General features: G+C 44.5%; 18 protein-coding genes. 7 read left to right on the forward strand and 11 right to left on the reverse strand.

Annotation, left to right across the window (positions count from 1 at the left end; genetic code table 11):
• The first annotated feature begins 98 nt into the window (after positions 1 to 98).
• Positions 99 to 1658, forward strand: coding sequence for a SulP family inorganic anion transporter (locus tag J4N44_RS11635; protein ID WP_005444782.1), 1560 nt, complete (start codon positions 99 to 101; stop codon positions 1656 to 1658).
• A 63-nt stretch (positions 1659 to 1721) separates the two neighbouring features.
• Here the strand turns inward: J4N44_RS11635 and J4N44_RS11640 are convergent, their stop codons facing one another.
• Complete coding sequence (locus J4N44_RS11640) at positions 1722 to 2171, reverse strand: low molecular weight protein-tyrosine-phosphatase (protein WP_252044485.1); 450 nt, start codon at positions 2169 to 2171, stop codon at positions 1722 to 1724.
• Positions 2172 to 2288: 117 nt separating this feature from the next.
• Between J4N44_RS11640 and cobO the strand changes: the two genes are divergently transcribed.
• Positions 2289 to 2894, forward strand: a complete 606-nt coding sequence (cobO, locus tag J4N44_RS11645) for a cob(I)yrinic acid a,c-diamide adenosyltransferase (RefSeq protein ID WP_005444774.1) — start codon at positions 2289 to 2291, stop codon at positions 2892 to 2894.
• A gap of 99 nt (positions 2895 to 2993) precedes the next feature.
• Here the strand turns inward: cobO and J4N44_RS11650 are convergent, their stop codons facing one another.
• From J4N44_RS11650 to apbC, 3 genes are all read right to left on the reverse strand, one after another.
• Positions 2994 to 5084, reverse strand: a complete 2091-nt coding sequence (locus tag J4N44_RS11650) for an AsmA family protein (protein ID WP_101960419.1) — start codon at positions 5082 to 5084, stop codon at positions 2994 to 2996.
• A gap of 190 nt (positions 5085 to 5274) precedes the next feature.
• On the reverse strand, positions 5275 to 5916 hold the full coding sequence (udk, locus tag J4N44_RS11655; RefSeq protein ID WP_005433235.1) for a uridine kinase: 642 nt from the start codon (positions 5914 to 5916) through the stop codon (positions 5275 to 5277).
• A gap of 181 nt (positions 5917 to 6097) precedes the next feature.
• Positions 6098 to 7174, reverse strand: a complete 1077-nt coding sequence (gene apbC, locus J4N44_RS11660; protein WP_005444769.1) for an iron-sulfur cluster carrier protein ApbC — start codon at positions 7172 to 7174, stop codon at positions 6098 to 6100.
• Positions 7175 to 7331: 157 nt separating this feature from the next.
• Here apbC and metG point away from each other — a divergent pair, with 157 nt between their 5' ends.
• Both metG and J4N44_RS11670 read left to right on the forward strand, forming a co-directional pair.
• A complete protein-coding gene (metG, locus tag J4N44_RS11665) occupies positions 7332 to 9392 on the forward strand; it encodes a methionine--tRNA ligase (protein ID WP_017817847.1) in 2061 nt (686 codons plus the stop codon).
• A gap of 212 nt (positions 9393 to 9604) precedes the next feature.
• Entirely contained in the window at positions 9605 to 10411 is an 807-nt protein-coding gene (locus J4N44_RS11670; protein WP_017189375.1) for a hypothetical protein, read from the forward strand.
• 106 nt (positions 10412 to 10517) lie between these two features.
• Here the strand turns inward: J4N44_RS11670 and fadR are convergent, their stop codons facing one another.
• On the reverse strand, positions 10518 to 11357 hold the full coding sequence (fadR, locus tag J4N44_RS11675; RefSeq protein WP_005444763.1) for a fatty acid metabolism transcriptional regulator FadR: 840 nt from the start codon (positions 11355 to 11357) through the stop codon (positions 10518 to 10520).
• 639 nt (positions 11358 to 11996) lie between these two features.
• Here fadR and nhaB point away from each other — a divergent pair.
• On the forward strand, positions 11997 to 13583 hold the full coding sequence (nhaB, locus tag J4N44_RS11680; protein ID WP_009698498.1) for a Na(+)/H(+) antiporter NhaB: 1587 nt from the start codon (positions 11997 to 11999) through the stop codon (positions 13581 to 13583).
• Positions 13584 to 13668: 85 nt separating this feature from the next.
• Positions 13669 to 14205, forward strand: a complete 537-nt coding sequence (dsbB, locus tag J4N44_RS11685) for a disulfide bond formation protein DsbB (protein WP_029790457.1) — start codon at positions 13669 to 13671, stop codon at positions 14203 to 14205.
• Positions 14206 to 14286: 81 nt separating this feature from the next.
• Here the strand turns inward: dsbB and J4N44_RS11690 are convergent, their stop codons facing one another.
• On the reverse strand, positions 14287 to 14895 hold the full coding sequence (locus J4N44_RS11690; protein WP_005444758.1) for an SEC-C metal-binding domain-containing protein: 609 nt from the start codon (positions 14893 to 14895) through the stop codon (positions 14287 to 14289).
• A 187-nt stretch (positions 14896 to 15082) separates the two neighbouring features.
• Here J4N44_RS11690 and dusC point away from each other — a divergent pair, with 187 nt between their 5' ends.
• Entirely contained in the window at positions 15083 to 16042 is a 960-nt protein-coding gene (gene dusC / locus J4N44_RS11695) for a tRNA dihydrouridine(16) synthase DusC (protein ID WP_005444756.1), read from the forward strand.
• Positions 16043 to 16107: 65 nt separating this feature from the next.
• Here the strand turns inward: dusC and J4N44_RS11700 are convergent, their stop codons facing one another.
• The 5 genes from J4N44_RS11700 to J4N44_RS11720 form a co-directional block, all read right to left on the reverse strand.
• Positions 16108 to 17568, reverse strand: coding sequence for a sensor domain-containing diguanylate cyclase (locus J4N44_RS11700; protein ID WP_252044486.1), 1461 nt, complete (start codon positions 17566 to 17568; stop codon positions 16108 to 16110).
• 113 nt (positions 17569 to 17681) lie between these two features.
• On the reverse strand, positions 17682 to 19508 hold the full coding sequence (malZ, locus tag J4N44_RS11705; protein ID WP_252044487.1) for a maltodextrin glucosidase: 1827 nt from the start codon (positions 19506 to 19508) through the stop codon (positions 17682 to 17684).
• A gap of 140 nt (positions 19509 to 19648) precedes the next feature.
• The gene (locus tag J4N44_RS11710; protein WP_222326363.1) at positions 19649 to 20443 is read right to left on the reverse strand and encodes an ABC transporter ATP-binding protein; all 795 of its coding nucleotides are present in this window, start codon (positions 20441 to 20443) and stop codon (positions 19649 to 19651) included.
• Complete coding sequence (locus tag J4N44_RS11715) at positions 20440 to 21375, reverse strand: ABC transporter permease (RefSeq protein WP_252044488.1); 936 nt, start codon at positions 21373 to 21375, stop codon at positions 20440 to 20442. The genes J4N44_RS11710 and J4N44_RS11715 overlap by 4 nt, the downstream gene beginning before the upstream one ends.
• 55 nt (positions 21376 to 21430) lie before the next feature.
• Positions 21431 to 22396, reverse strand: a complete 966-nt coding sequence (locus tag J4N44_RS11720) for an ABC transporter substrate-binding protein (protein ID WP_005444747.1) — start codon at positions 22394 to 22396, stop codon at positions 21431 to 21433.
• Positions 22397 to 22585 lie beyond the last annotated feature (189 nt).

Raw genomic sequence — 22585 nt, forward strand, 5'->3', positions numbered from 1 at the left:
TGTGCTGATAGAAGTGACTTCACTTTCACCAGCAGTACTTGTGCAAATACGAATATGTGTCGGGAGAAATTCATCGCCAAGAGAACTCAATACAAAACATGTTCGAATTTCCTCAATTTTCTAAGCACTCCGTAAAAAACGACGTGCTATCAGGTCTAACTGTTGCGCTCGCATTGGTTCCTGAAGCCGTAGCATTTGCATTTGTTGCTGGTGTAGACCCTATGGTTGGTCTTTACGCAGCCTTTATTGTCGGTCTTATCACCTCTATTTTCGGTGGTCGACCAGGTATGATTTCCGGTGCGACTGGCGCAATGGCAGTTGTTATGGTGTCGCTTGTTGCAACTCACGGTGTTCAATATCTATTTGCCGCAATTATGTTGGCGGGTATTCTTCAAATTGCAGCCGGTCTATTTAAGCTAGGTAAATTTATCCGAATCGTTCCTCATCCGGTGATGATTGGTTTCGTAAACGGTCTGGCTATCGTTATCTTCCTTGCACAACTAGGTCAGTTCAAAGCACCAGACCTTAACGGTATGCTAACGTGGCTACCACAAGACCAAATGCTGCTAATGCTAGGTCTGGTTGCGCTAACAATGGCTATCATTCACTTCCTACCGAAGATCACAACGGCAGTGCCTTCTTCTCTGGTTGCGATCGTGACCGTTACTGCACTTGTTGTTGGCTTGGATCTAGAAACACGTACCGTAGTTGACTTCCTACGTACTATGTCTGGCGATGAAGCAGCGACTTTGGCGGGTTCTCTTCCGACCTTCTCTATTCCAGCGGTACCTTTCACTCTAGAAACTCTGCAAATCATTTTGCCTTACGCAATCATCCTTGCCGCTATCGGTCTGATCGAGTCTCTGTTGACACTAACAGTGCTGGATGAAATGACTAACACTCGCGGTCAATCTAACCGTGAATGTATCGGTCAAGGTATGGCGAACATGACGTGTTCTGTGTTTGGTGCAATGGGTGGTTGTGCGATGATTGGTCAGTCAATGATCAACGTAAACTCAGGTGGTCGTGGTCGTCTATCAGGCATCGTTGCGGCTATCGCTCTGCTAATGTTCATCCTGTTTGCTTCTTCACTCATTGAGATGATTCCACTTGCTGCACTCGTTGGTGTCATGTTCATGGTGGTTATCGGTACATTCGAATGGGCAACCTTCAAACTTGCACGTCGCGTACCTAAGCAAGATTTCTTCGTTATCGTTCTTGTAACAGTAGTGACGGTGCTGACTGACCTAGCTGTTGCAGTAGCTGTGGGTGTGATTGCATCTGCGCTAATGTTTGCATGGCAACATGCTAAGCACATCTACGCAGATACGCGTCTAAATGAAGAGGGCTCAAAAGAGTACAAGATCCACGGTCCTATCTTCTTTGGTTCTGCGGCAAACTTCCTAGAATTGTTTAACGCACATGGCGATCCAAAAGACATCATCGTTGATTTCGCGGACTCTCGCGTAACAGACCACTCTGCTATCGAAGCGATTGAAACGTTGGCTGAGCGTTACGCCGCACTTGGTAAAACACTTCACCTACGTCACTTGAGCCCAGATTGCCGTAAGCTACTAGATAAAGCAGGTAGCTTGGTTGAAATCAACGTAAAAGAAGACCCAAGCTATAAGGTTGCGACCGACGTACTTGCAGGTTAATAAAAACAAAAAGGGATGAGCATGACTCATCCCTTTTGCTATCTATTTTGAGTTAATAAATACTCAGATTTTTTTCAAAATCGCTTCTGACGCCTCTTCAATCAAATCCAGTACCAGTTCAAAACCAGCATCGCCACCGTAATATGGGTCTGGGATCTCGTCATAATCAGAGTCACCATGACTTAAAAACAACGACACTTTAGGACGGTGTTCTACCGGGCAAATATCCAATAGATCGGCGAGATTGGCTTTGTCTGCAGCTAACACCATATCAAATTCATCGAAGTCCCCAACTGTTACCCTGCGGGAACGCATTCCTTTAAACGAATAACCGCGTTGCTTTCCCGCTTGCATGGCGCGAGCATCAGGCGGATTTCCGGCGTGGTAACCAATGGTCCCTGCAGAGTCCACTTCCACTGATATGCCCAGTTCTTTGGCTTTAGATCTTAATACCGCTTCACCAGTTGGCGAACGACAAATATTTCCCATACAAACAACGAGTAATTTCTTCATTTTATTCCCTGAATTATCGATGGTTTTTCTTCATCAACTGTTGGTCTATCATAACGAGATAATTCAATGAACCCAAATCGGCTTGGGTCAGTTCAAAAAAGGAATTGAGGAAGCATTATGTCTATCGACGAAAACAAAGAAGCACGCCACAAGGCGCGCCAACAAAAAGTAAAAGAGCAGGTAGACGCGAAAATCGCAGCCGCCCAAGAGGAGAAAGGTTTATTACTGATCATCACTGGTAATGGGAAAGGCAAATCGACTTCCGGTTTTGGTACAATTGCGCGTGCAGTTGGTCATGGTTTGAAGTGCAGCGTAGCGCAGTTTATCAAGGGTACATGGGATAACGGCGAGCGTAACCTACTTGAAAAGCTAGGTGTTGAGTTCCAAGTTATGGCAACAGGCTTTACTTGGGAAACCCAAAACAAAACAGCCGATACTGAAGCCGCCCAACTTGTTTGGCAAGAATGTAAGCGTATGCTTGCCGATGAATCAATTGATGTGGTTCTGTTCGACGAACTAACGTATATGGTGAGTTACGGGTACATAGACTTAGACGAAGTCGTCGAAGCACTAAATAATCGCCCTAAAATGCAATCGGTCGTCATTACAGGACGTGGAGCGCACCGTACTTTGATTGAAATGGCAGATACAGTATCAGAAGTGAAAAACGTTAAGCACGCCTTTGAATCCGGAGTTAAAGCTCTGAAAGGCATAGATTGGTAAGCGTCCGCCGTTGCTTCCGAAAAGACTAAAAACTAAAAAGGGTTGGCTCAATGCCAACCCTTTTACTTTACCTATATCCTCATAAAGAAGCTTGATCCTTTAGTTGAACAAGTTCTTCAACAAACCATCTACCGCCTCTTTTGTTTTCTCATCTTTGATCTTGTCCGTGAGCTTCTCTACTCCACGATCAATTTCTTTCTGAGCTTTTTGTTTCAACACGTCATCAAAGACTAGCTTGAACTTAGGATCTGCCCATTTGCCAGAAACGTTGATAGGGATAGTGATGTCTTTCAATTCATCAATGGTCTTACCACCCTGACCTTCCAATGAACCCACTATCGAAGTACTAATGGTGAAATCAACAGTTTCATTCAAGTAGTTTGCCTGCCCCTTACCACGAACACGAAGAAGTGGAGACTGCGCTTTCATGTTATCCGTTGAGACCGTGCCTTTATTTAACTTCAACGTCGCGGTCATCGCACTGAAGTCGGTTTTCTTAACTTCATCTGTGCCTTCAATGCTTTGACCTTTAAATCGCGCGTAGTTTTCGCGGATTAGCTGAGCAACGTTAATGCCATTCACAGCACCATCTGCAAAATTGATCACCACTGTACCAACAAGGTTCTTTTTGATGCCAGTTGGCGTTAGGCTCTTACCACTCACATTGACATCAATGTTACCAGTACCTTCCAGCATGTCGTTATTTGCTACATCGACAAGTAACGGTTGGACTTGTACACCTTTGATTGATTTCTTCGCAGAGTATGTGGCAGGTGATTTACGCGCATCCAGTTTGGCTGTCGCAGTGATCGTGCCTTGGTACAACTTAGAGCTGAATGAAGTAAGCTCAAAGACACCACGATTAACAGAGAAGCTTGCTTTCACTGCTTCCATCTTCGCATTAGCCGCCTTAAATTTGTCAATCGTAATATTGCCTTTCACATCAAGCGTTTTTAGTGCAGACAAGTCCGGCTCAACTTCAGGACCAGTAGATGCACTACTGTTGCCACCTGATGCTGGTTTATCACCCGCAGGAGCTTGCTTATTCAAGCCAAGGAATTCGTCCAAATCGATATTAGGACTATGCACTGCAAAACGTACTTTAGGAATATCACCCAGAGTCACATCTGTTTTACCATCGAGCGCAATTGCGTTCGCCGTAAGTTTCTCGAGCACAAAGCTCAGATGATTCTTAGTGAGGTCGAATGAAAGATCAGAGACCATATCAACTTTCATTGGTGATTGCGGTAGCGCATCTCCCTCAAAAGTCGCATTCAACGTCAGCTTATTCAGTTGTACCTTACTGATCGCCTTATCGATACTTAGCTCACCACCACCTTGCATATCGAGCTTCATACCACCAGCGTCACCTTTCAATGCATAGCTCAAGTTATTCACTTTATCGAACTCAAACGTATCTAGGCCAATAGTTGCTGAGTCAATTTTGTTTGCAGGATCAGCGTAAGTCGCATCAAAGTTGATGTTTTTCAGTGCGTAGCTCGCCAGACCTTTTGCTACTTTAAAGTCCGCTTTGCCTTGTGCTGTGAACGTTTGGTCATTCATCTCACCTTTCATGCCGAAATCAGCCGTTGTCCAGTTATCAAAAGCAAACTGAGAAAGGTTTAAAGAAATGTCAGAAAGCTTAGTGTAGCTACCTGTTTGCTTGTCTTGGATTTCAACATAGCCATTTGAAATGCTGACTCCAGCGAGATTGATCGTCCAATCAGAAGCAGCACTTTGTGAGTCTGCCGCTTTTTCTGGCGAAGCTTCGGTCGTTTGTTCTGCTTGTTGAGTTTGTGCTTTGGTTAACGCATCAATGTTCTTCGTGCCATCTTTCAGTGTTTCAAGATAGAACTCCGCACCATCAAGGGTGACATTACCAATTTCCAGCTGTTTGCTTAATAGCGGGGTAACCGAGACATCAACACCTACTGTCTCGACTTTAAGTAGGTTTGGTTGACTAAAACCTTGTGGGTTTCTCAGTTCAGTACGACCCAATTCGAAACCAATCGACGGGAAAAACTGCCAGCTGATATCCCCTTCGATTACGAGTTCCAATCCAGTTTGCTTTTGCGCTTGCTCCACGATAAGTGGTTTAAATTGGTTTGGATTGACAAAAATAACCAACCCTAAAATGACAGCTAAGATCGCCACAATTGGAATGGCAATGATTAAGAGCAGTTTCTTCATTCGCTTTTTCCTTGCTCGAGTGTTTTTACAATTATAAGCACAGACTTGTTTTATCGCTGACCGTTCCACGAAAGCGTGAAAAATGTCCGATTTTGTAGTGCAACTGACTAATTTAAAAACAAAAAAAAGAAGTGGCACCTAAGGTGCCACTTCTTCATACAAAAATAAAGCGATATAGCCGTCTAAACGCTTAAGCTTTCAGAAGTTTTGCAATGTGCGCTTTAAGAACATCGATTGCGATACGGTTTTTACCACCGCGAGGTACGATGATGTCCGCGTATTGCTTAGAAGGTTCAATAAATTGCATGAACATCGGACGTACTGTCTGCTGGTATTGCTTAAGAACAGATTCCATTGTACGACCACGCTCTTCAACGTCACGTTTAACACGACGCAATAGACAGATATCTAATGGCGTATCCATAAATACTGTCGCGTGCATTAAGTCGCGAAGACGCGGATCAGTCAGAAGCAAGATACCTTCAAGAATGATGACCTTTTTAGGGGTCATTGGAGTGGTATTGCTTGTACGAGTGTGCTCAGTGTAGCTGTACTCAGGTACTTCTACTGCTTCGCCACGAACCAATTTTTCTAAGTGTTCACACAGCAGGTCGTGGTCTAACGCGCTCGGGTGGTCGTAGTTAGTCTTTACACGCTCTTCCATGCTTAGTTGGCTTTGGTCGTTGTAGTAGCAATCTTCCGTGATGACACCGATTTGATGATCGCCCACTTTCTCGCGAAGCTCATTGTAAATAGTGCTCGCGATCAGACTTTTTCCAGAAGCAGAAGCGCCAGCAATACCTACGATGACGCATTGATTATTATCAGACATTAATTTGCACCCGATGATGATTTTCTAGTCACATAAAAAGATAAACTGCCTGATTATAGGGAGTTCACCCGTTCGTTACTAGTTGGAATTAGGGTTTCGTTATAAGTTTCTGTCAGCTCAGAGGATTAACCTCCGAGCAAACGTTTAAATGAACAATATTCAACCAGTGCTAATATTAAACTCAGTTCACCATAGTAAAACTGATTGCATCAGGTTTGGCTTTGCCTTGCCAATACATTGTACAACAAACACGATCAGCAAGTTGTTTATAGTAACCAGCGTGTTCACTATTCGGACGTCTCGCCACGGTCGGAATACCAGCATCAATGTCTTCTCGCATAGAGATATGAAGCGGAATTTGCCCAAGCAGCGCCAAGCCAAATTCTTGTGACATTTTTTCTGCACCACCAGTACCGAAAATATGCTCAACAGCCCCACACTGACTACAAATGTGGTAACTCATGTTCTCAACGATGCCGACAACAGGCACGTTGACTTTATGGAACATCGCCGCACCTTTACGTGCATCCGCCAATGCGAGATCTTGCGGTGTTGTAACAAGCACCGTACCTGTTACTGGAATTTGCTGAGACAGCGTTAGTTGGATATCCCCCGTACCCGGTGGCATATCAATCACCAAGTAATCAAGCTCTGGCCAATCCGTTTCTGTCAGTAGCTGTGATAAGGCCTTAGAGGCCATGGGACCACGCCAAATGGCTGCTTCCGATTTATCGACTAAGTAGCCAATAGAATGAGTATAGATTCCGTGGGCAAAAATAGGCTCCATCCACTTAGCATCACGAACTTCAGGCTTAGCGTCTTCTTGACCAAGCATCATAGGAACCGATGGACCATAGATATCGGCATCTAACAAACCGACTTTTGCTCCGGATTGCGCAATTGCGAGGGCAAGGTTTACTGCTGTGGTTGATTTCCCAACCCCACCTTTCGCGGAACTTACCGCAATAATGTTTTTAACGCCCTTTACCGCATTGGTGACTTGAGTCTCAAGTGCTTTAACGTTGAGCTCAATCTGGAAATCAAATGCAGGAACGTCACCTGATGCTTGTTGCTCTTGTATCCAATCGGATAACGAAACTTGAAGTTCGTTACTCGCGAACGGTAAAGTGATTTGAATGCCACCTTGTGCGGGAATCACGACAATACCGTGAATGTCCGCCCAGTTTTCCACCAACTGTGGATGTTGGAACTGGTTGAGCCAATGACAAAAATCTTGTTTTGAAGTGAACTGATGCATGAGACCTCCTTTATGCATCTAATCGTAGCACCCAGCGGCGAGATTCAGAACCCCAAAAAAACTAAGGCAATCCATGGTTTGATGCCTTGGCGTTGGGAAGCTCATGGGGTAGTATTACTCTCTATTTTTTATACCTATCAAAAAGCGATTATTAAGTATGGCAAACGATCCAAGAAAACTGCTGGTAACTTGTGCCCTTCCGTACGCTAATGGTTCGATTCACCTAGGTCACATGCTTGAGCACATTCAAGCTGATATCTGGGTTCGCTACCAACGCCTACGTGGCAACACTGTAAACTTCATCTGTGCTGACGATGCTCACGGCACGCCAATCATGCTAAAAGCACAACAGATGGGAATTACACCAGAAGAGATGATCGCTGCAGTAAGCGAAGAGCATCAGAAAGACTTCGCTGGCTTTGATATTAGCTTTGATAACTACCACAGCACACACTCAGACGAGAACCGCGAGCTAGCGTCTCACATCTACCTTGAGCTGAAGAAAAACGGCTTTATCTCTAGCCGCACTATCTCTCAGTTGTTCGACCCTGAGAAAGAAATGTTCCTACCGGATCGTTTCGTAAAAGGTACTTGTCCTAAGTGTAAGTCAGAAGACCAATACGGTGACAACTGTGATAACTGTGGTGAGACGTACAGCCCAACTGAACTGATTAACCCGAAATCAGCAGTATCTGGCGCAACGCCAGTCATGAAAGACTCTGAGCACTTCTTCTTCGACCTACCTCAGTTCGAAAGCATGCTAAAAGAGTGGACTCGTTCAGGTTCTTTGCAATCTGAAACTGCTAACAAGATGCAAGAGTGGTTCGAGTCTGGTTTGCAACAGTGGGACATCTCACGTGATGCGCCTTACTTTGGCTTCGAAATCCCAGGCGAGAAGAACAAATTCTTCTACGTATGGCTAGATGCACCAGTTGGCTACATGGCTTCTTTCAAGAACCTATGTGACAAGACTGAAGGTCTAGACTTCGACGAATACTGGAAGAAAGACAGCTCAACTGAGCTTTACCACTTCATCGGTAAAGACATTGTTTACTTCCACTCACTATTCTGGCCAGCAATGCTAGAAGGCAGCGGTTTCCGTAAACCAAACAATGTATTCGTACACGGCTACGTAACAGTAAACGGTGCGAAGATGTCTAAGTCTAAAGGTACGTTTGTTAAAGCAAGCACTTACCTAAACCACCTAGACCCAGAGTGTCTGCGTTACTACTACGCTGCAAAACTAAACAGCCGTATCGACGACCTAGACCTTAACCTTGAAGACTTCACTCAACGTGTTAACGCTGACGTAGTAAACAAAATCGTTAACCTAGCTTCTCGTAACGCTGGCTTCATCTCTAAACGTTTTGAAGGCAAGTTGGCTGAAAACTTTGCAGAACCTGAGCTATACAACGAATTCGTTGCAGCAGCAGACCGCATTGCAGAGCTTTACGAAACTCGTGAGTTTGGTCGTGCGATCCGTGAAATCACAGCACTAGCAGACAAAGCAAACCAATACGTTGACGAAAAAGCACCTTGGGTTGTTGCAAAAGAAGAAGGCAAAGATCAGGAACTGCAAGAAATCTGTTCTGTAGGCATTAACCTGTTCCGCGTGCTGATGACTTACCTAAAACCAGTGATGCCTGCACTAGCAGCGCGTACTGAAGCATTCCTAAACGAAGAGCTAACTTGGGAAGGCATCGCTGCACCACTGACTGGTCACGAGATCACTAAGTTCAAAGCGTTGTTTAACCGTATCGATCCTAAGAACATCGAAGCGATGATCGAAGCATCGAAGGAAGACGCTGCGGCAGAAATGGCAGCAAAAGAAAAAGCGGAAGCAGAAAAGAACAAAGCTAGCCAAACTGAGCTAGATAAAGATCCAATCGCTGAAGAGATTGAGTTCGATGCTTTTGCAGCGGTTGATATGCGTATTGCTCGCATCATCTCGTGTGAAGAAGTGCCAAAAGCAAACAAACTGCTTAAGTTCCAACTAGACATCGGCGGTGAAACTCGTCAGGTATTCTCTGGCATCAAGTCAGCTTACAAACCTGAAGAGCTAGAAGGCAAGCTAACCGTAATGGTAGCGAACCTAAAACCTCGTAAGATGAAGTTTGGTATGTCAGAAGGCATGATCCTAGCAGCGGGTCCTGGTGGCAGCGACCTATGGATCCTTGAGCCACATGAAGGTGCTCAACCAGGCATGCGTGTAATGTAATTCGTCACTTTACGATCAAACGTAAAAATCCCCGCCCAATTTGGCGGGGATTTTTTTGACAAAATTCACACTTTTGGTGAAATTACGCACCAAAATCGTACAGTTCTTTATTCATAAAAAAGCTAAGCCACTGTTTTAAAACAACTTAACTATTGGCATCAAAGATGCTCTTACTTAGTTGCTAGGTCAACAGCACTAACAAGGAGTTGGTTATGTTTGTTTTGATTTCTACTTTGATCTCGATTGCCATTCTGGCAGGGATCTATCATTTGGCAGCGAAGCGAGAAAAACAACATGCTCGCAAATATCAATTACTCACCTTATTACGCGATGTGGTTCACCTACTACGCCGTCACCGAGCGGTGACCCACTACTCTATCCAATACCAACAACATCATGAAAAAGAGATAGAGCAAATTCATCAGGAGTTAGGTTATAAACTGCATCAGCTCGTGGAAACTTCTCGCTTTGAGAACAAACCCATGTATCGCGTGCTGCAAATCAAAATCGATAAGTTGATGGAACAATGGCAGGACAACACGGTAGCACGGAATCAGATGGAGCATGGCAAACTGATCCGCCATAGTTTGTTCTTAATGGATGAGGTTACCATCGCATGGCTCGCTATTGCCCAGAGAGACGAGTTACATGACGAGTACCATATGAATTGGCAAACCGTGATTGATAGCTTAGAAACGCTGACACAGCTCCGTATCAGCATTCAAGACATGCAAGACAGAGGAGGACCTGAAAGGATGAGAAATTACGCATCGGTAATGATTAGAAGGCTCAATCAATTGGCAGTAATTAGCCCCTTGAGCGTTGCCTCTCCGATGTCTGCTAGGTCGATTCAATCTCTAAATGAATATATAGAAGGTGAAATACTGTCACTGAGCGAAGAGGAGTTGTACGACATTACTTCTGACTTGTCCCTTACTGTGTTCAATACCTATGACCAGATGCTCTCAGACATCATAGAGACCCTTTACCTACCATTACCCAAACTGTCCTTAGCTTAAAGATTCGATGATGGTTTGACTGCTCTCGGTGAGTTACTACTAATAATAAAAAACCGCAGGTACATGCCTGCGGTTTTGTATTTGAATCTTTTGCCAAGAGCGCTGATTAACTGTCGTCTTCCGTGAAGTTGGTCGGCAGTTCTTGCTTCATCTCATTCCAGATCTGAGCACTTTCCATACCATAGTGACGAATCACAACAGGAAGCTGATCACGTTGACCGGTTTCACACGTTTCTAGAAGTTGGCGGTAGAAGCGCAGCGCTAGATCTCGTGATGCTGGATTTGAGAAGTAGTAGCTGCCCACACGATCGTACAGTTTTCTCAAACCGTTAAAGATCAAACCGTAAATTTGGTTGCCAGAATGGAACGCTAAGCGTTGGAACAACATGTAATCATAGAAGTTGAACGTCTTAGCAATCAGGATTTCCTGACGTTTCGCCTCATCCTTCTCCGTGTCTTCTTTCACGCTTTGCAGAATCTTATCGGCATAAGGAGATGCCGCGATAAAATCATCCCATGAAGGTGCTTTTACTAGAGCTTCACATGACTCGATAACGTTTTGAATAGTACGCTCAGACGCTTCTTTGTTTGCTTTGAATGCATAACGCATGAAGATAGGACTGATGTTAGTACGTGCAGCAAGCAGGTCTTCGACGATGTTTGTCGCGTTATCAACATCTAGAGTCATCAGCGTGTCCAAGATATGCAGACCAGATGTCTCCATAAATTGGTTCACTTTGGTTGGCTTACCGTGCTGAATAGTCAACCAGCCATCACGAGCAAGACGTTGAAGTACTTCACGTAGAGTCGTACGGGTAACACCAATTAGTTCAGATAGCTCACGTTCAGCGGGTAAAATTGAGCCAGGAGGAAAACGGCCGTTCCAAATGCTCTCGATAATGTATTTTTCTGCGAAACCCGCAGGGCTTTTAGCCTTAATGACCATTCTGTTTTTATCCAATCTTGATTTCTAAGGGTCGATACGACTCATCATACCACTACTTAACGATTTGCGAAAATTAACGATCAATAAATGAAACGAAATCTCAATATAGAGTTAATACTCTACATATATTTTCAATTTAAAACGTTAACCACTTGGAACCAAACGCGCAAAATTTATATTTTGAATAAAATGTACAGACCACAAACTCAGGAAAAATAAAGCCTACCTCGTCACACTTTTCTGTTCAAAATATGCAAAATAAATTTGTGTTTTACGATTAATATTCTTTCTTAATTTATCTTTTCTAGTAATTGACTTGGTTTTAAATTCCAAGGTGATTTTTTTTAATCTTTTCGTGGTATAGTAACGCCGTTTTGATCGCGTTATTACAAATAAAAAGCAGTTTTAGTCGGCAGCATCACGTTTTGTTATTGACTAATAAATGCCGGGGTGTAGAGTTGCGGTCGAAAGTGAGCGGTGCTTAAGTTCAGGGGAAGTAACTTGGCAAGACTACAGTAAAACAATGGATTGTTGTTTTTCTAAGTTATTGTTTTAAAAGACTAAATAATAAGTCTAACAAACAGATACTTAAGCACTATTGTAGTGTCTATTCATAATTTTGTTATAAAGAGAATTATCATGCCGATGTCGCTCGGAAATGCCTTTATCAAGAATTTCCTTGGTAAAGCGCCTGATTGGTACAAAGTTGCCATTATAGCCTTCCTAATTATTAACCCGATTGTCTTCTTCCTAATTGACCCATTTGTTGCAGGTTGGTTGTTAGTTGCGGAATTTATTTTCACACTAGCAATGGCGCTTAAGTGTTACCCACTTCAGCCAGGTGGTTTACTTGCAATTGAAGCGGTCGCTATCGGGATGACTAGCCCTGCCCAGGTGAAGCATGAGCTAGTTGCGAATATCGAAGTACTTCTACTATTGGTATTCATGGTTGCCGGTATCTACTTTATGAAGCAGCTTCTGCTGTTCATCTTTACAAAGATCCTGCTTGGTATTCGTTCGAAAACGCTACTCTCCCTTGCGTTCTGTTTCGCCGCAGCATTTTTGTCAGCATTCCTAGATGCACTGACTGTAATCGCGGTGGTTATCAGCGTAGCGGTAGGTTTCTACTCGATTTACCACAAAGTCGCTTCTGGTAACCCAATTGGTGATCATGACCATACTCAAGATGACACGATTACTGAACTAACACGTGACGACCTTGAGAACTACCGTGCTTTCTTGCGTTCACTATTGATGCACGCAGGTGTGGGTACCGCGCTTGGTGGTGTAACAACCATGGTTGGTGAACCTCAAAACTTGATTATTGCTGACCAAGCAGGTTGGTTCTTTGGTGAGTTCTTGATCCGCATGGCTCCAGTAACGCTGCCTGTATTCTTCTGCGGTCTGATTACTTGTGCCGTTGTTGAGAAGCTTAAAGTGTTTGGTTACGGTGCGCAGCTGCCTGATAACGTTCGTCAGATCCTTGTAGATTTCGACCGTGAAGAGCGCAAGACTCGTACTAACCAAGACGTTGCAAAACTATGGGTTCAAAGCCTAATCGCGGTTTGGCTGATTGTTGCGCTAGCGCTTCACTTGGCAGCCGTTGGTTTGATTGGTCTTTCAGTGATTATTCTAGCAACATCGTTCACTGGTGTTATCGAGGAACACTCAATGGGTAAAGCGTTTGAAGAGGCACTGCCTTTCACCGCGTTACTTGCTGTTTTCTTCTCGGTTGTTGCGGTAATTATTGACCAAGAACTATTTAAACCTGTGATTGACTCTGTACTCGCAGTAGAAGATAAAGGCACACAGCTCGCTTTATTCTACGTAGCAAATGGTCTGTTATCGATGGTATCGGATAACGTGTTTGTTGGTACGGTTTACATCAATGAAGTGAAAGCGGCATTGATGGAAGGTTTGATCACTCGTGAGCAGTTTGACCTACTAGCAGTAGCAATCAACACAGGTACTAACCTACCGTCAGTTGCAACACCAAACGGTCAAGCCGCATTCCTATTCCTACTAACATCAGCACTGGCACCATTGATTCGTCTATCATACGGTCGCATGGTGATCATGGCGCTTCCTTACACGGTTGTATTAGCGCTTGTTGGTCTGATGGGTATCATGTTCTTCCTAGAACCAGCGACAGCATTCTTCTACGATGCAGGCTGGATTGTACCTAGTAGTGGTGATCTAGCTCCAGTTGTGTCAGGTGGACACTAAAAATTTGAGTTGATTAGGAAACTTATCCAAGTTAAAAAGCTCTGAGTAATCAGAGCTTTTTTATATTTCAAACAGGATCGTAATCGTGAGTATTTTTGCATCACTAAACCAGTTTTCGAAGGGACGCTTATCTTGGCTCCTCCTTCTTTTAGCTATCATCTTTTTTGAAGCTTGCGCCCTCTTCTTCCAACACGTAATGATGCTGGCACCTTGTGTCATGTGTATTTATGAACGTGTCGCTATGATGGGGATTGGCGTGGCTGCCATGATTGGTCTTGTTGCACCCAATAACCCATTAGTACGTTGGATTGCGCTCGCCGCATGGGCAGCAAGTGCTTACAAAGGCTTGATGTTAGCGATGCAACATGTGGACTATCAGTTCAACCCATCGCCATTTGCAACGTGCGATTTGTTTGTCACATTCCCTAGCTGGGCACCATTAAACCAATGGGTTCCGTGGATGTTTGAAGCATACGGCGATTGTGCGAAGATCGTTTGGCAGTTCCTTGGTCTTTCCATGCCTCAGTGGCTTGTGGTGATCTTTGCAGGTAACTTAGTCGCCCTTGCCTTGATTGTGATTGCCCAGTTCTTTGGCGGAAAGCGTAAAAACCCTATTCAGTAACGCTCCAACTGATTGCACTAAAAGCAGACTAAACCAATCAAAAAAGCCGACCTCATGGTCGGCTTTTTATCTTTAGTTCAATTACTTACCACAGCACTGCTTGAACTTCTTACCACTATCACATGGGCAAGGGTCATTACGACCGACATCCTTAAACGGATTCAAGCTCTTGGATTTTTTACCTACCATTAGCTCATCAGCACCAAGCGCCACTTCGTTAATCATCAAATCAAGCTGATCAATAAAATCCATTAGTGCTGGGGGTGTTTCAATACCCGCATCACGCATTTGCTGTTGCGTTTGCTCTTCATCAATCGCTAGCATCATTGTCGTAAGCAAAGCTTGCAACATACGCTCTAAGCCATCGTTGAGCACGACATCATGCCATTGCTCTTCAATCATGGACCATACAGACATAAAACCTTCAGCAAAGTCAGCTAACTGATCTGAATCATCGTTGGTCAACGCGAGAATCGAGTACTCATTTCTCAGGATGTAATTGTGTTGTTTGTGAATTTGCTCTTCGATGACAGGCTGAAGAGCTTTAAAGCCCTCACCAAGCAGTGGCTCTAGCCACGTTTCTGGCGCTAATGGTTTTGTGGTTAGGTTAGCAGCGAGCACTGCCCCTTCCAAAAACAATGAAGACTCATCGAACTGAACTTCACCTTTCTCAATTAATGTGTATTGCATGACATCTGGTTTCTCATAAATTTGGCGGCATTATACCCCAGAGCTTATACCCAAGTAACCTCGAGATGCTTGGGTATATAGGATGCTCGTTGATGTCACTCGATGCTGATGAGTCTTTTAATGACAAACTTCACTCACATCGCTACAATCGCCCTCTTTTTTCCCACCAAAGTGTATTAGGTAAACTATGCGAGTTGTATTAGGTCCAATGGAAGGCGTTTTGGACCATTTGATGCGCCAAATCCTGACCGAAATTAACGACTATGATCTGTGTGTGACAGAATTTGTTCGAGTGATCGATCAGCTTTTACCTGATCACGTATTCCACCGTTTGTGTCCAGAACTTCTTCAAGGGTCACAAACCGCGTCTGGCGTACCTGTTCACGTTCAATTACTTGGACAAGAGCCTAATTGGATGGCAGAAAACGCAATCAAGGCGGCAGAACTTGGTGCTCGTGGCATTGATCTTAATTTCGGATGCCCTGCTCGATTGGTGAATAAAAGTAAAGGTGGAGCGGCTTTATTGCAGCATCCGGAGTTGATCCATAACGTTGTAAAAGCGTGCCGTGACGCGGTACCTACGGATATTCCTGTTACCGCAAAAATCCGTTTAGGTTGGGAAAACCCTGAAGACTGCTTTGAAATCGTTGACGCGATTCAATCTGCCGGCGCGAATGAGTTAACGGTTCATGCTCGTACAAAGCAAGGTGGTTATAAAGCTTCTGAAATCAAATGGGAATACATCACAAAGATCCGCGAGCGTTTTGATATCCCGTTAATCGCAAATGGCGAGATTTGGAATTACGAAGATGGTCAACGCTGCATCGAAACGACTGGCGTTGATTCTCTGATGGTTTGCCGTGGCGCCTTTAATATCCCAAACCTTGGTAACATGGTGAAATACGATCATAAGCCAATGGCTTGGTCAGAAGTTGTCGAACTGCTGATTTACTACTCTCAATTTGAGATGAAGGGCGACAAAGGTCTGTATTACCCTAACCGCGTAAAACAATGGTTCTCCTATCTACGTCAAGCTTACCCAGAAGCCAACGAGCTATTTAGAGAAATCCGCACGTTTAACAAAGCCGCGCCTATTGTTGAACATATTCAGCGCTACCGAGATGAGTTGCAATCTCGCGTCGCTTAGCGCGGAATAAACCCATTAGTACATAAAAAAGGGCGATGATATCGCCCTTTTTTATTTCTCTATTCTTAATAGCAAATCTTGTTCTTGCCCGTGCTCTTCGCCTCGTAAAGCTTTTCATCGGCAAGTTTGAATAGCTCATCAAAGCTTTCCAGTTGAGGAGAAGACTGAAACTCAACCCCTCCCGACACTGTGAACCCACCAGACACCACTTTTCGTGAGTTTTTAGCAATTGCGCTTCGCACACGCTCTAAGATGCGAAGCATACTGTCAAAGTCTTCATCATAAATCGCTAAGACAAACTCTTCGCCGCCAAAACGGGATGCGACGTCCGAGTGGCGGATGTTATCGCGTATGCACTTTGCAACCAGACGGATAGCATCGTCACCGACATCATGACCATGTGTATCATTGATTGCTTTGAAGTCATCGATATCAAACACTGCGAGCGCAACATGTTTTTTGGTCATTTTATTGCGCCAAACCGCTTGTATGCCACGGCGGTTTAGCAGCCCCGTCATTGGGTCTTTTGCCGCCAGTTCTTGGAAATAACGGCGCTCTGTACGGGTATTCACTAAGAACAAGGCCACAGTACTCAGTACGTAGATGAAAAACGCGACAGCCACGCTGTACTTTTCAAAGACTAACAAATTCTTAAATTCATCCCACCAATTGTATTCATAGAATATGCGATGATTTGAGCTCAAACGCTCATGTTCTATTGGCTGTAAACGGATTGCATGCTTAGGTATGTCCATCATTCCAGAGATGATATGTAACTTACCTGTTAGGTTTTCATTCGTTTCAAGTAAGTTATCCACATCAAAATCTATGGATAAAACGCCTTGGTGTTTACTCTTTTCGTAGATAGGTACAGTCAGGCTCACTACTTGCCCATCGTGCCGATCTAACATCGGTGCGGGACCAGACATGGTTACTTTGACGGTTTCCTGCGCTGTTTTCTGCCAGAAAGGTCTCGCCTTTAAAGTCTCCCAAAGTGCTTTGGAAAAGTACTGAGCGTAAGTATCTGGAGAAGAAATAACATATCCACGCTGATCAATATAGTGAATACCAATCACATGCGATTCAATATCATGTAGAAATGACAAAGACGGAGCAAAGCCTGCTTTTTGTTCTGCCAACTTAAACAGTTTAGTTCCTGGTTCACACAGTTCTTTTTGTCCAACAATCATGTAGTCAAGTTCAACGGCAGGCAGACCTCCGGAGTGCTTGTTTTCTAAAAGCAGCACATCAATCGGCCAAACAAAACACAGATCATTTTTGATCATATGATTGTGCTCTTGAAACAGAGGGTGAGCTGGGTTGGAGTAGTTAACAAAGCTGTAATCCAGCGCCGTTAATACTTTGATAGCACGATTAATAGCACGATCAACTTGCGCGTACTCTAATGTAATGTAGCGATTCATCGCGTCATAGTAGTTCTTTGCAGTCACCACCATGACGGCAAGGAATAATAGTAGGGGGAAGAAGATGACAAACTTGAGGCTAAATCGCCTTTTAGTACCCATTGAACACCATTGATTATAATAATATCAGCCCTTCGAAAGCTTAGGCTATCGAAGGGCTATTTATAGTTTTTCACTTATGTATTCATAAATTTTAATAAAGAAGGCGCTCGAAGTCACTCCATCTGCCATACTTTGCAGTTCATTGCTGGGATATTGACAGAAAAATGACGTTCAACAGGCATTAGTTCACCTTTGTCTAATAATTGATGCAGGTGTTTAGCATTTAAGCCAAGTTGCCACAATGGTAGGTTAACATCTTGGTCACTGTTGCTAAGGTTAAATGCCACAACTATTGCTTCATCTTGCCATTGACGCACATATGCCATGACTTGTTCACCACAATGAAGCCATTGTAAGCTACCACATTGTAGTGCCTTGTATTTCTTACGGATTTCTATCCATTCCTTATACAAAGGTAACCATTTAGAAGTCGTTATTTGGTCCCAAGGGAAACAACGTCGATTGTCTGGGTCGAGCCCTCCCTCTAGTCCAACTTCACTGCCATAATAAAGACAAGGTGTTCCAACGTAAGTCATCAATAATGCAAGCGCCATTTGCATTTTTTCTTCATTTCCATTTAATAGCGTCAGAAAACGGGCGGTATCATGACTGTCTAATTGATTAAGCTGCGACAGCTGATTTGCAAACGGTACTTTGGCACGAGCTTCATCTACCCATTCTTTGAAATCCAACGCATTGATATCAATCGGATCATACATAATGTCTTGTTTGGCAAATAACGCACGTACAGGGTGGGCAAAGCCATAATAGTTCATCGCTCCATCTTCTTGTCCACCTTGTAGCCACTGCGTTGCCTCAAAGAAGTGTTCACCTAACACATATGCATTCGGATTGGTGGACTTAGCAGCTTGACGGAAAGCTTCCACATAGTGGGCATTATTCTTCGCACCATCGCCCTCGCCTAACATATGGATAACGTCGAAGCGCCAACCATCTACACAATACGGAGGTTTGAGCCAATGTTTGATCACAGCTTCTTCACTTTGGTAGATGTAATCACGTACCTGTTCATTTTCGAAATTGAGAACAGGGAGGTTACCAATCCCTTTCCAGCCAATATAGTTGTTGGTTTGACCTTCGAAGAAGTAATAATCTCGGAAATCTGAATTGGGATTTCCATAAGCACCCTGACCTTCTTGCTTAATATCAAACCAAGGATGATGAACAGACGTGTGGTTAAACACAGCATCCAAAACAATCTTCATTTGTTTGCCACGAATTTGCTCACACAACTGCGCAAACTGCTCATTCGTGCCAAACATAGGGTCAATCTGGAAGTAATCCGTTGTGTCATATTTATGATTACTTGGCGCTGTAAAAACTGGGTTAAAGTAAAGTGCTGTTACACCCAGATCGGATAGATAATCCAGCTTTTGTTCAATGCCTTTTAGATCCCCACCAAAGAACTCGCGAGCCCCCGTATTTTGGTGCGTTCCAACGGCATCTCCCCACGCCTTCACCATGGCACTTGAATCGTGATGTGCATAAGCATTTTTTATAGCGGTATGCTCCTGACTAGCAGCAAAACGATCTGGGAAGATCTGATAGAAGACTTGCTCTTGAACCCAGCTTGGCGGCTGAGATTGTACGTTTAACTTAAAGTGAAACTCTTTGGGCGGAACGCGCTTATGCACACCTCTCGCGTCTAACCAGAACTGGCTCGCCCCCTTAACAAGTTTAAACACGTAATGTGTCACGTCTCGATCTTTGTTTGGAGCAAACTGACCTTTCCACAACTGCAACTCACCAGCTTTACCATGAGGCTGCATCTCAATGAGATATTCTTCATTATCAGGCTCGCACCTTACATGGATGCAATCGAATTGGGTGTCATCCGTTTTGAGAACGACGGTCAGCCGTTCACCATCGAATTCAAGACCATCTTTCGTTTGGCTATGGAAGATAAATGGAAGGGACATGGCAAGTGCTCTTTGTATTGGAATATTCCACTATTTTAATAAAGAGCTTCTACCTAAAAATCCTCCTTTTAAAAATACCGTATGGGTCATTTTCTTAAGGAGGATCACGTTTGGTAGGCGTAGTCGATGAGCAGTCAATGCTAGTTTAGTAGGAGACTATCGTCAGCCAGTTCTTCTCCGCGCACTTTAGAGAACATTTCAAGCAAGTCGGGAACTTGCATATTTTTACGTTGCTCCCCTGCCACATCTAGCACTATTTCACCTTGGTGAAGCATGACGGTTCTGTCACCACACGCTAACGCGTCTTTCATGGAATGCGTCACCATCATCACAGTAAGGTCGAACTCAGTAACAATGCGTTTAGTTAAATCAATAACAAACGCTGCCATACGAGGGTCCAACGCGGCGGTATGCTCATCAAGCAACAACAGCTTACTGCCTGAAAGTGTTGCCATTACAAGGCTGACAGCCTGTCGCTGTCCTCCTGAGAGTAGACCAATGCTGTCACCTAAGCGATCTTCTAACCCCAAGCCAAGAATGCTGATGCGTTCCTGAAACAGCTTACGGCGTTTAATAGAAAGAGCCATTCCCCAACCACGACGTTTTCCTCGCATGTAAGCAAGCGCCATATTTTCTTCGATGGAAAGCTCGCCACATGTACCAGCCAATGGGTCTTGGAACACCCTCGCACATTGAGTAGCACGCTGAGCAACGGTTTTCCGTGTCACGTCTTTCCCATCAATGATCACCTTTCCGCCAATCATTGGCGTTTCCCCCGTCACGGCTCCGAGTAGAGTTGATTTCCCCGCACCGTTAGAGCCAATCACCGTAAGAAATTGATGCTCAGGAACCTCTAGGGACACGCTCTTTAAGGCTCGATTTTCTAAAATCGTACCAGGGTTAAACGTCACCTGAATGTCATTAAGTTCAATCATAGCGCCTCCCCTGAGCCGTTTTTGGATGCCGCTTGTTTGGCATTACTCACTCGCTGCTTTGCTTTCATCCTCTGTTTAAGTTTCGGTGCAATTAGAGCGACCGCCACCAGCACCGCTGTCACCAGATTTAGATCCGATGCTTGCAAACCAAACATGCCGGAACTCAGCGCAAAAGCAACCGCCAGACGGTACAGCACCGAACCAATAATTACCGCGCAAACAGCAACCCAGATTTTGCGTCCTGGAATCAAAGTCTGACCAAGAATCACCGCCGCTAAACCAACCACAATCGTCCCTACACCAGACGTTACATCTGCAAAGCTATTTGTTTGAGCAAACAGAGCCCCAGCAAAACCCACAAACCCGTTGGATAATGCCAAACCAAAATACGTGTAGAATCCCGTACTGGCTCCTTGTGCCGCGACCATTCGAGCGTTTACGCCTGTTGCTCTTAACCCTAAACCAAAATCACTATTTAGAAGGCGCACAACAAATAACGCAGAGAGTAAAACCAATACGCCCACGACCAATAGTCGGATGTACATCGCATCTCCCATGGCTTCAAAAGGCGTCAGAATCGTATCTTCGCCCAGTAGCGCCATATTCGGTTTTCCCATGATGCGGATGTTGATGGAAAATGCCGCAATCATGGTCAGGATTGAGGCAAGAAGATGAAGGATGCCGCAACGAACGGCAAGAAAAGCGGTGACCCACCCGGTCATGCCACCAGCGATTATAGCCAGTCCCGTTGCTAACCAAGGGTTGATACCCGCAACGATGGCTGTTGCTGCAACAGCCGCCCCCATAGGGAAACTACCGTCAACGCTTAGGTCCGGAAAGTCAAGAACACGAAACGTAAGGTAAACGCCCAAGGCGACCAAGCCGTAGATAAGCCCTATCTCGAGCGCACCAAAAAAAGCAAATGCAGACATAACTGCTCCTTTCTGCATAGATCAGGTCGGTAGAACACCGACCTAAAAACAACGCTTACTGCATACTAGTTGCACGTTTCACAACAGAACCTGGCAATTGAATACCAAGCTTACTTGCCGCGCCTTCATTCACGACAAGATCTGAGCCTGTCGCCACTTTTACATCTAACTTACCCGGATCTTGCCCTTCAAGAATAGCTGCCACGTAATCGGCTGTTTGAACACCGACTTGGTAGTAGTCAAAACCTAAGCTTGCGATAGCCCCTTTCTCAACATATGACGTCGCGCCTCCAAATACCGGTTTCTTCGCTTGGTTTGCGGCAACGATCATTCCTTCAATCGCGCTTGCAACCGTGTTATCTGTTGGTGCGTAAATGATGTCCGATTTCGCTGCAATAGCTTGAGTTGCAGATTGTACATCTGCGCTTTTCAGTGCCGTCGCTTCAACAACTTTTAATCCTTTTGACTCTGCGCTCTCTTTCAATAACTGTACCAAGGTGACGGCATTTGCTTCCCCTGGGTTATAAACCACGCCAATGGATTTCACCGAAGGTAAGATTTCCTGAATCAACGCAACGTGCTGTGCGACCGGAGATAAATCAGAGAGTCCTGTGACATTCTTTCCTGGTTGACTCATTGATTTGACTAACTTGGCACCAACAGGGTCCGTCACAGCAGTAAACACAACAGGAATAGAGCGAGTCGCAGAGACCAAAGCTTGTGCGGATGGCGTTGCTATACCAACGAGGACGTCTGGGCTTTCTCCTACATACTGGCGTGCGATCTGAACGGCGATTGCTGGATTACCTTGCGCTGTCTTGTAGTCAAACTCTAAGTTCTTCCCTTGTTCATAACCTTTGGCTTTCAGACCGTCTAACAACCCTTGACGAGTTGCATCCAAAGCAGGGTGTTCAACAATCTGTGATACCGCGACTGTTGCGGTTTTAGCCAGAACGCTAGCGGAAGAAAAAGCCGTGGTCGTAGCAAGAATAGCAATGGCGAGTAAACGTTTTGTTTTCATCATGACTCCTTGATGTTTCTTCGTCCTTGAACTGCAAGCACAATGTTGCTGACGTACTCACGAGTCTTTGAAGTAGAAGATGGGATGTTGTGTTTATAGCTGCGCACTTTTTGTGCATCTAATTATCATTATTAACGCTAAGTCTCAGGAAAGAAAAGTAAGATTTAACAACAAAGTAACATTTGTGAT

Origin of the sequence: Vibrio sp. SCSIO 43155 (assembly GCF_023716605.1) — a bacterium.
Classification (GTDB): domain Bacteria; phylum Pseudomonadota; class Gammaproteobacteria; order Enterobacterales; family Vibrionaceae; genus Vibrio; species Vibrio harveyi.

Coding starts and splice junctions, on each gene's coding strand:
- J4N44_RS11635 (WP_005444782.1), top strand. CDS start 99: ATGTTCGAATTTCCTCAATTTTCTAAGCACTCCGTAAAAAACGACGTG.
- J4N44_RS11640 (WP_252044485.1), bottom strand. CDS start 2,171: ATGAAGAAATTACTCGTTGTTTGTATGGGAAATATTTGTCGTTCGCCA.
- cobO (WP_005444774.1), top strand. CDS start 2,289: ATGTCTATCGACGAAAACAAAGAAGCACGCCACAAGGCGCGCCAACAA.
- J4N44_RS11650 (WP_101960419.1), bottom strand. CDS start 5,084: ATGAAGAAACTGCTCTTAATCATTGCCATTCCAATTGTGGCGATCTTA.
- udk (WP_005433235.1), bottom strand. CDS start 5,916: ATGTCTGATAATAATCAATGCGTCATCGTAGGTATTGCTGGCGCTTCT.
- apbC (WP_005444769.1), bottom strand. CDS start 7,174: ATGCATCAGTTCACTTCAAAACAAGATTTTTGTCATTGGCTCAACCAG.
- metG (WP_017817847.1), top strand. CDS start 7,332: ATGGCAAACGATCCAAGAAAACTGCTGGTAACTTGTGCCCTTCCGTAC.
- J4N44_RS11670 (WP_017189375.1), top strand. CDS start 9,605: ATGTTTGTTTTGATTTCTACTTTGATCTCGATTGCCATTCTGGCAGGG.
- fadR (WP_005444763.1), bottom strand. CDS start 11,357: ATGGTCATTAAGGCTAAAAGCCCTGCGGGTTTCGCAGAAAAATACATT.
- nhaB (WP_009698498.1), top strand. CDS start 11,997: ATGCCGATGTCGCTCGGAAATGCCTTTATCAAGAATTTCCTTGGTAAA.
- J4N44_RS11690 (WP_005444758.1), bottom strand. CDS start 14,895: ATGCAATACACATTAATTGAGAAAGGTGAAGTTCAGTTCGATGAGTCT.
- dusC (WP_005444756.1), top strand. CDS start 15,083: ATGCGAGTTGTATTAGGTCCAATGGAAGGCGTTTTGGACCATTTGATG.
- J4N44_RS11700 (WP_252044486.1), bottom strand. CDS start 17,568: ATGGGTACTAAAAGGCGATTTAGCCTCAAGTTTGTCATCTTCTTCCCC.
- malZ (WP_252044487.1), bottom strand. CDS start 19,508: ATGTCCCTTCCATTTATCTTCCATAGCCAAACGAAAGATGGTCTTGAA.
- J4N44_RS11710 (WP_222326363.1), bottom strand. CDS start 20,443: ATGATTGAACTTAATGACATTCAGGTGACGTTTAACCCTGGTACGATT.
- J4N44_RS11715 (WP_252044488.1), bottom strand. CDS start 21,375: ATGTCTGCATTTGCTTTTTTTGGTGCGCTCGAGATAGGGCTTATCTAC.
- J4N44_RS11720 (WP_005444747.1), bottom strand. CDS start 22,396: ATGAAAACAAAACGTTTACTCGCCATTGCTATTCTTGCTACGACCACG.